Annotated in this window: 9 protein-coding genes, 1 tRNA gene and 1 CRISPR repeat array; of the genes, 9 read left to right on the top strand and 1 reads right to left on the bottom strand. The window is 32.1% G+C overall.

The genetic code is table 11. The features are described 5' to 3' along the window. Nucleotides 1-73 precede the first annotated feature (73 nt). The 8 genes from Q5I67_RS05465 to trmD all read left to right on the top strand — a co-directional run bounded on the left by Q5I67_RS05465 (nucleotide 74) and on the right by trmD (nucleotide 4445). Nucleotides 74-256, top strand: coding sequence for a hypothetical protein (locus Q5I67_RS05465; protein ID WP_302486616.1), 183 nt, complete (start codon nucleotides 74-76; stop codon nucleotides 254-256). A gap of 122 nt (nucleotides 257-378) precedes the next feature. Further along, nucleotides 379-735 carry a YlxM family DNA-binding protein gene (gene ylxM, locus Q5I67_RS05460; protein WP_018998919.1) on the top strand — a complete coding sequence of 119 codons (357 nt, stop codon included), beginning with the start codon at nucleotides 379-381 and terminating at the stop codon, nucleotides 733-735. A 2-nt stretch (nucleotides 736-737) separates the two neighbouring features. Further along, entirely contained in the window at nucleotides 738-2105 is a 1368-nt protein-coding gene (gene ffh / locus Q5I67_RS05455) for a signal recognition particle protein (protein WP_117976810.1), read from the top strand. 44 nt (nucleotides 2106-2149) lie between these two features. Next, entirely contained in the window at nucleotides 2150-2425 is a 276-nt protein-coding gene (gene rpsP / locus Q5I67_RS05450) for a 30S ribosomal protein S16 (RefSeq protein WP_008538280.1), read from the top strand. Between the two features lie 15 nt (nucleotides 2426-2440). Then, nucleotides 2441-2671 (top strand): KH domain-containing protein, encoded by a 231-nt coding sequence (locus Q5I67_RS05445; protein ID WP_008538279.1) that lies wholly within the window; start codon nucleotides 2441-2443, stop codon nucleotides 2669-2671. Nucleotides 2672-2801: 130 nt separating this feature from the next. Next, nucleotides 2802-3209 (top strand): YlqD family protein, encoded by a 408-nt coding sequence (locus Q5I67_RS05440; RefSeq protein ID WP_296899658.1) that lies wholly within the window; start codon nucleotides 2802-2804, stop codon nucleotides 3207-3209. After that, nucleotides 3193-3702 (top strand): ribosome maturation factor RimM, encoded by a 510-nt coding sequence (gene rimM, locus Q5I67_RS05435; RefSeq protein ID WP_270385277.1) that lies wholly within the window; start codon nucleotides 3193-3195, stop codon nucleotides 3700-3702. The genes Q5I67_RS05440 and rimM overlap by 17 nt, the downstream gene beginning before the upstream one ends. A 2-nt stretch (nucleotides 3703-3704) precedes the next feature. Continuing rightward, a complete protein-coding gene (gene trmD, locus Q5I67_RS05430) occupies nucleotides 3705-4445 on the top strand; it encodes a tRNA (guanosine(37)-N1)-methyltransferase TrmD (protein ID WP_302486615.1) in 741 nt (246 codons plus the stop codon). A gap of 62 nt (nucleotides 4446-4507) precedes the next feature. Further along, a CRISPR array of direct repeats spans nucleotides 4508-5063; the repeat unit is 30 nt; unit sequence ATTCAAATACAACACTTGTTAAAGTTAAAT. A gap of 260 nt (nucleotides 5064-5323) precedes the next feature. On the opposite strand, the gene Q5I67_RS05425 is transcribed toward trmD, so the two are convergent. Beyond that, a tRNA-Lys gene (locus Q5I67_RS05425) sits at nucleotides 5324-5399 on the bottom strand. Nucleotides 5400-5628: 229 nt separating this feature from the next. On the opposite strand from Q5I67_RS05425, the gene Q5I67_RS05420 reads away from it, so the two are divergent. Beyond that, entirely contained in the window at nucleotides 5629-6894 is a 1266-nt protein-coding gene (locus Q5I67_RS05420; RefSeq protein ID WP_302486614.1) for an SLC13 family permease, read from the top strand. Nucleotides 6895-6910: the final 16 nt, after the last annotated feature.

The following is a 6910-nucleotide window of genomic DNA, read 5'->3' as shown; positions in this document are numbered from 1 at the left end:
GCTCGGAGATACTGTATTCGTTAGAATACTTGACCGAGAACCCCGCGACTTTAGTTGTGGGAGGTTCAGAGGATTGGTTTTATGGCAATTTGTACCTCAGATACATGTATTGCCACATGTAATTTATTTTGAATGGATTATCTGCATAATCAGCTTTTTAATTATCAGTGTAGTGGATAAACAACCAATTAAAATTGTAGAAAAAAATAGATATGAAGAAAAAGTGCTAGTAAAACAAGAAGTTTTGAGCCGTTAAAAATTTTTACAACCTGACAAGTAAAAATACTTGACAGGTTGTTTTTTGTCATATATAATAATCAAAGTCGTAAGGACAAGATTGAATTAAAGATATAGATAATGAAAGCTCAGGTGGTTTAAATGTTAGAAAAGTTTTTGCACATGAGCACTTTATTTGATATTTATGGGGCTTTGCTAACTGACAAACAGAAACGTTGTCTACAAATGCATTTATTTGAGGATTTTTCACTATCAGAAATAAGTGCAGAGTTAGGAATTTCACGTCAAGCTGTTTATGACATGTTGCGTCGCAGTGAGCAAATCATGCAGCAATATGAAGATAAATTAGGTTTGGCAGCCCGTTCGACAAAAGAAAAAACAGAGCTTTTGTCAATTTTATCTGATTTATTAGCATTAAAGCAGGAATCAGAAGATAACAGGCTTAATAATATAATAAGACGTATTTCTGTGTTAACAAATGATAGCAAGGAGGCATAAATTTGATTTTTGAAAATTTAGCTGATCGTTTGCAAGAGACTTTTAAAAAATTGCGTGGTCATGGTAAATTAACAGCTGATGATGTTAATGCTACCATGCGAGAAATTCGCATAGCTTTATTAGAAGCCGATGTAAACTTTAAAGTAGTTAAAGATTTTATTAAAAAAATAAAAGAACGTGCAGTAGGACAAGAAGTTTTAGAGTCCTTGACACCTGCACAGGCTGTTATTAAAATTGTTAACGAAGAGTTAACAGCATTGATGGGGCAGACTCAAAGTCATATAAACATTTCACCAAAAGCTCCTACAATTATTATGATGGTAGGTCTTCAAGGGGCAGGTAAAACAACATCTGCTGGTAAACTTGGTTTGATGTTTAAAAAGCAAGGCAAACACCCATTGATGGTTGCAGCAGATATCTATCGTCCAGCAGCTATCAAACAGTTACAAGTACTCGGTAATCAAATTGATATTCCAGTATTTGCTAAAGAAGATTGTAAAGATGCTGTGCGTATCGCCAATGAAGCAATAGATTATGCAAAATCTCATGCTAATGATATTGTAATCATCGATACAGCAGGACGACTTCATATAGATGAAAACCTCATGCAAGAGTTGAAATCTATAAAAGAAGATGTAAAACCTCATGAAATCTTATTGGTAGTTGATGCTATGACTGGTCAAGATGCAGTTAATGTAGCAGAAAGCTTCAATAATGATTTAGGTTTAGATGGTGTTATCCTAACTAAAATGGACGGGGATGCTCGCGGTGGTGCGGCACTTTCCGTTAAGGCTGTTACAGGTTGCCCTATTAAATTTGTGGGTGCTGGTGAAAAATTGGAAGCCTTAGAACCATTTTATCCAGATAGAATGGCTTCTCGTATCTTAGGTATGGGTGATGTGCTTACTTTAATTGAAAAAGCACAGACTGCTTTTGATGCAGAAGAAGCAAAAAAAATGGAAAAAGCTTTCCGCAAAAATGAATTCACTTTAGATGATTTCTTATCTCAATTAAATCAAGTGAGAAAGCTTGGCTCTTTTGAAAATATCTTAGGTATGATACCTGGCATGGGTGGACTTAAGAAAAAACTTGGTGATGTGGATATCGATATGAATGGTAAAGAAATCAAACATATCGAAGCTATCATTAGAGCCATGACACCAGAGGAAAAAAGAAATACAAAAATCATCAATGGTTCTCGCCGTAAGCGTATCGCTATGGGTAGTGGAACAAAAGTTCAGGAAGTCAATAAGCTCTTAAAGCAATTTGATGAAATGAAAAAAATGATGAAAAAAATGTCTAATATGAAACAGTTAAATAAGAAAGGTAAAAAAGGAAAAGGCGGTTTCAAACTTCCTTTCTTTAGATAAAACCTTCTATAATATAACTTAATCACTTTAAGGAGGTGAAAACATTGGCAGTTAAAATTCGTTTAAATCGTATGGGTGCTAAAAAACGTCCATTTTATCGTATCGTTGTAGCAGATTCTCGTGCTCCACGTGATGGTCGTTTCATCGAAATCTTAGGTAACTATGATTCCACAAAAGAACCTGCTATTATCAACATTGATGAAGAAAAAACTTTAGACTGGATGCTCAAAGGTGCTCAGCCTACAGATACAGTTAAATCTTTACTTAGCAAAAAAGGTATCATGACTAAATTTGATGCAGCTAAACATGCTAAGAAATAAGAAAGAGGCAAATAGATGAAGGAACTTGTTGAAGTAATAGCAAAATCACTCGTTGATTATCCAGAACAAGTTACTGTTGATGAAATCGTTGATGGTAATCATGTTTTGCTAAAATTGCGTGTAGCTTCAGCTGACATGGGAAAAGTCATTGGCAAACAAGGCCGTATAGCCAAAGCCATGAGAACTGTAGTGAAAGCTGCAGCTTCCTGTGAAAATAAAAAAGTTACAGTTGATATCATCGAATAATTGCAATAAAAATAGCCGGAGGTCGATTACGACTTTCGGCTTTCTCTTTATCTAAAATCTTTTCATTATAATATATATATGATAGTATATATCATGAGATTAATGAAACAATTAAAGTGAGGTTATAATTATGGAAAGCATTTCTTTACAATGTCCAGTAACAATTAAAGTAAAAGTTACTGAAAAATTTAGAGCTAAAATGTTAGACAAAATGCAAAAACAATTAGCTGAAGTAGATTTAAAATTATCTAAAATCGACATTCAAAAGAAAAAATTTTTAGAAGAACATGCTGAAGATAATATTCAACAAGTTGGTGCAGTTGTTCAAAAAATGGAAATAGACAAAGCTAAAGGTTTAAAATTAAAAGCTAAAATTGAACAAGATATTGCTGATATGAAACATTTAGGTTTAGGTGCTGAAATTATCCAAGGTACTATGCAACATGTATTTAATGTAAAAGTTGGCGATAAAATGCCAGCTGTAATGAATACTGAAATTATCGTAGAGGATGAAAAAATCATTGAAATCCGCAACTAATAAAAAGATTATTATTGGTAAAATCGGTGCAGCTCATGGTGTTAGAGGAGATATGAAAGTATATCCTTTAACAGATTTTCCTGATAGATTTAATACTATAAAAAAAGCATATGTAGACGATAAAGAAATAAATATTATTTCTACTCGCTATCAAGGAAATTTTGTAGTTATGAAAGTAGAAGGTGTTAATTCTCGTGAAGAAGTAGCACGTTTTACGAATAAATTATTGAAAATAAATCGCAGTGATGTACCACCGCTTGAAGATGGAGAATATTATGCTTTTGATATAATCGGACTTCAAGTAATCAATCAAGATGATGTTGTTTTAGGTGAAATAACAGAAATTTTGAAAACTGGTAGCAATGATGTATATATTACAAAAGCAAAAGATGGCAGACAAATTTTAATTCCAGCGTTAAAGAAAGTAGTTACTGAAATAAATATTGAAGATGGATTTATGAAAGTAATTTGGGATGAAAATCAGGAAGTGTAATTATGAGAATAGATATATTATCCTTATTTCCTGAGATGTTTGGCGGAGTTTTTGGTTGTAGTATTACTAAAAGAGCGATTGAAAAAAATATTTTAGATATACAAATAACAAATCCTCGTGATTTTGCTTTTAATAAGCATAATCAAGTTGATGATACAGCTTATGGTGGTGGTGCTGGCATGGTGATGAAACCAGAGCCATTATTTAGAGCTGTAGAAGACGTTAAATCTAAAATGCAAATTGAAAATAGCAAGGTTATATTGATGTGCCCTACTGGAAAAGTATTCACTCAAGAAAAAGCGAAAGAACTTGCTAATTTTGATCAATTGATATTTATTTGTGGTCATTATGAAGGTTTTGATAATCGTGTGGTACAAAATTTAGCTGATGAAGTAATTTCTATTGGCGATTATGTACTAACAGGTGGAGAGCTTCCTGCTATGGTGGTAATCGATGCTGTATCAAGAATGCTTCCAGGCGTATTAGGCTCTGGAGAGTCTGCTCCAACAGATTCTTTTTATAATGGGCTTTTAGAATATCCACAATATACAAAACCGCGTGAGTATAGAGGTCTTAGCGTACCTGATGTATTACTTTCAGGAGACCATGCTAAAATAGCAAAATGGCGTCGACAAGAATCTTTGCGTGTTACGTATACAAATAGACCTGATTTATTGGAAAAAGTAGAATTAAGCAAAGATGATAAGAAATTTTTAGAGGAATTGAAAAATAATTCTAAATAGAAAAAGGCTTTTAATAGAAGATAAAATCTATTAAAAGCCTTTTATAATTTTTTAATGATAAGATTTAGATACAATACTTGTTAAAGTTAAATACAACAAAATAGAGGTGTTTTTATTATGTCGTTTTCATTCAAATACAACACTTGTTAAAGTTAAATAATATTCCCCCTGCACCGCAAAAATACAATGTAGAATTCAAATACAACACTTGTTAAAGTTAAATTACAGTTAAGCTATTTCAAGAAAGGAATTTTTTTGAATTCAAATACAACACTTGTTAAAGTTAAATAATACAACTTTAACAATCGGTGGTTTTTGCTGGGAATTCAAATACAACACTTGTTAAAGTTAAATTAATAAATTTATGGAGATGTTCGGTAAACTTGACTAATTCAAATACAACACTTGTTAAAGTTAAATATATAACAGACAATCTAACAAGTATCATACAAACGTATTCAAATACAACACTTGTTAAAGTTAAATAAGAAATTGTTGATGGAAATAAAAATTTTGAAGTAATTCAAATACAACACTTGTTAAAGTTAAATAGTGCTTTTACTGGTGGTGTTAGAACATTAGCAACCAATTCAAATACAACACTTGTTAAAGTTAAATGCTAGAAAAATCAATCTTTATGATTTTTATTATACTAGTAAGAGTATTGATATACAAGGATTTTAGTTGTTTTTTACCAGCTATAATATTATTTTGATAGATTTTGTAAAAATACTTAATTTTCAAGCTTTAGAGGATTTTTTCATAATTTTAGCTGGTAAAATTTAATGATGAATAAGAATTTTTTATAGAGTTTTTAATAAAATAAAAAAGCAACTATTATTGATAGTTGCTTTGATTACATAATTAATTATTGTTAATGGTGACCCACCCGGGACTCGAACCCGGAACCTGCTGATTAAGAGTCAGATGCTCTACCAATTGAGCTAGTGAGTCATTAATAACAAAATTTATTATACTGCTCATTCATATATTTTGCAATAGTTTTTTTATAATTTTTTTATTATTAAAGATAATGACAATAAATTCGATAAAAATAATTTTTATTATGAATTTTTAAAAATTTGTAATCTTTTTTCGTAATATATTAGAATTTATGAGTATTTATGATATAATAAACATTGTTGTTGCATAAATTAAAAAAATATTTGATAGGAGGGATTTTATGAGTCCTGCAGTGATAACTTTATGCGTTTTAGCTGTAGCAGCATTTTTCTTTGTAACAGAACTTATTCCATTGGCGGTTACGGCTATAGGTGCATCTATTGCATTAGGTCTTTTGGGAGTGCTTACTCCTCAACAAGTATTTTCTGGTCTTTCTGATTCCACAGTAGTTTTATTTGCTGGTATGTTTGTTATTGGAGCGGCGATGTTTCAGACTGGACTTGCACAAAAAATTGGTATAAAAGTAGTAAAAAGTGCTGGTTCCAGTGAAAATAGATTAATGGCAGCTTTAATGTGTATAACTATTTTGCTATCAGCTGTATCATCAAATACGGCAACAGTAGCTTGTTTGATGCCAGTGGTAATTCAAATCTGTGCAGTAGCTAAGATACCAGTATCTCCACAATTGATGGCATTGGCAATAGCTGCAAATGTTGGCGGAACAATTACTATGGTTGGTACACCGCCGAATATTTTAATGAGTGCAACACTTCAAGCAACAGGATTAGAACCATTTGGATTTTTTGAATTTGCATATATTGGGATACCATTATCTATAGCAGGTATGGTTTATATGCTGAGTATAGGTAGAAAATTTTGTCCTAGACATTATGTAGAAACAGTAGAAAATGATGAAGCTTCCGAAGAAGTAAAAGATCCAAAGAAGATGATAATCTGTACAATTATTTTAATCTTAGTAGTATTAGGTATGGCTTTTGAAAAAAATATTGGCATACCAATGCAAACTACTGCTATAATGGGTGCATTAGCTTGTGTATTGACAGGTTGTTTATCTGAAAAACAAGCTTATTTAGGTATTGACTGGGTTACTATTTTCTTATTTGCGGGTATGTTACCACTTGCTTCTGCTATGGATAAAAGTGGAGCAGGTAAAATGATAGCAGATGGTGTAGTAGGAATTATTGGAGATAATCCATCTCCAATGATTATTGTTGTAGCTATGTTTATTTTATCTTGTGGTCTTACACAGTTTATGTCAAATACAGCTGCTGCAGCATTATTAGCACCAATTGGTATATCTATAGCACAATCTATAGGTGCATCACCTTATCCTGTACTCATGGCAATAGGTATTGCTGCTTCTTGTGCATTTACAACACCAGTTGCAACGCCACCGAATACTTTGGTACTGATACCAGGCCATTTTAAATTTATGGATTATGTAAAAGTCGGCATGCCTCTTGTTATCGTTTCTTTAGTTGTTTGTATGCTTGTAATACCGTTCTTCTGGCCATTTTTTCCGTGATGTGTAAGCAAATTTT

Origin of the sequence: uncultured Megamonas sp., from assembly GCF_958438645.1 — a bacterium.
Classification (GTDB): domain Bacteria; phylum Bacillota; class Negativicutes; order Selenomonadales; family Selenomonadaceae; genus Megamonas.
This window is presented reverse-complemented; position numbering and strand designations above follow the sequence as displayed.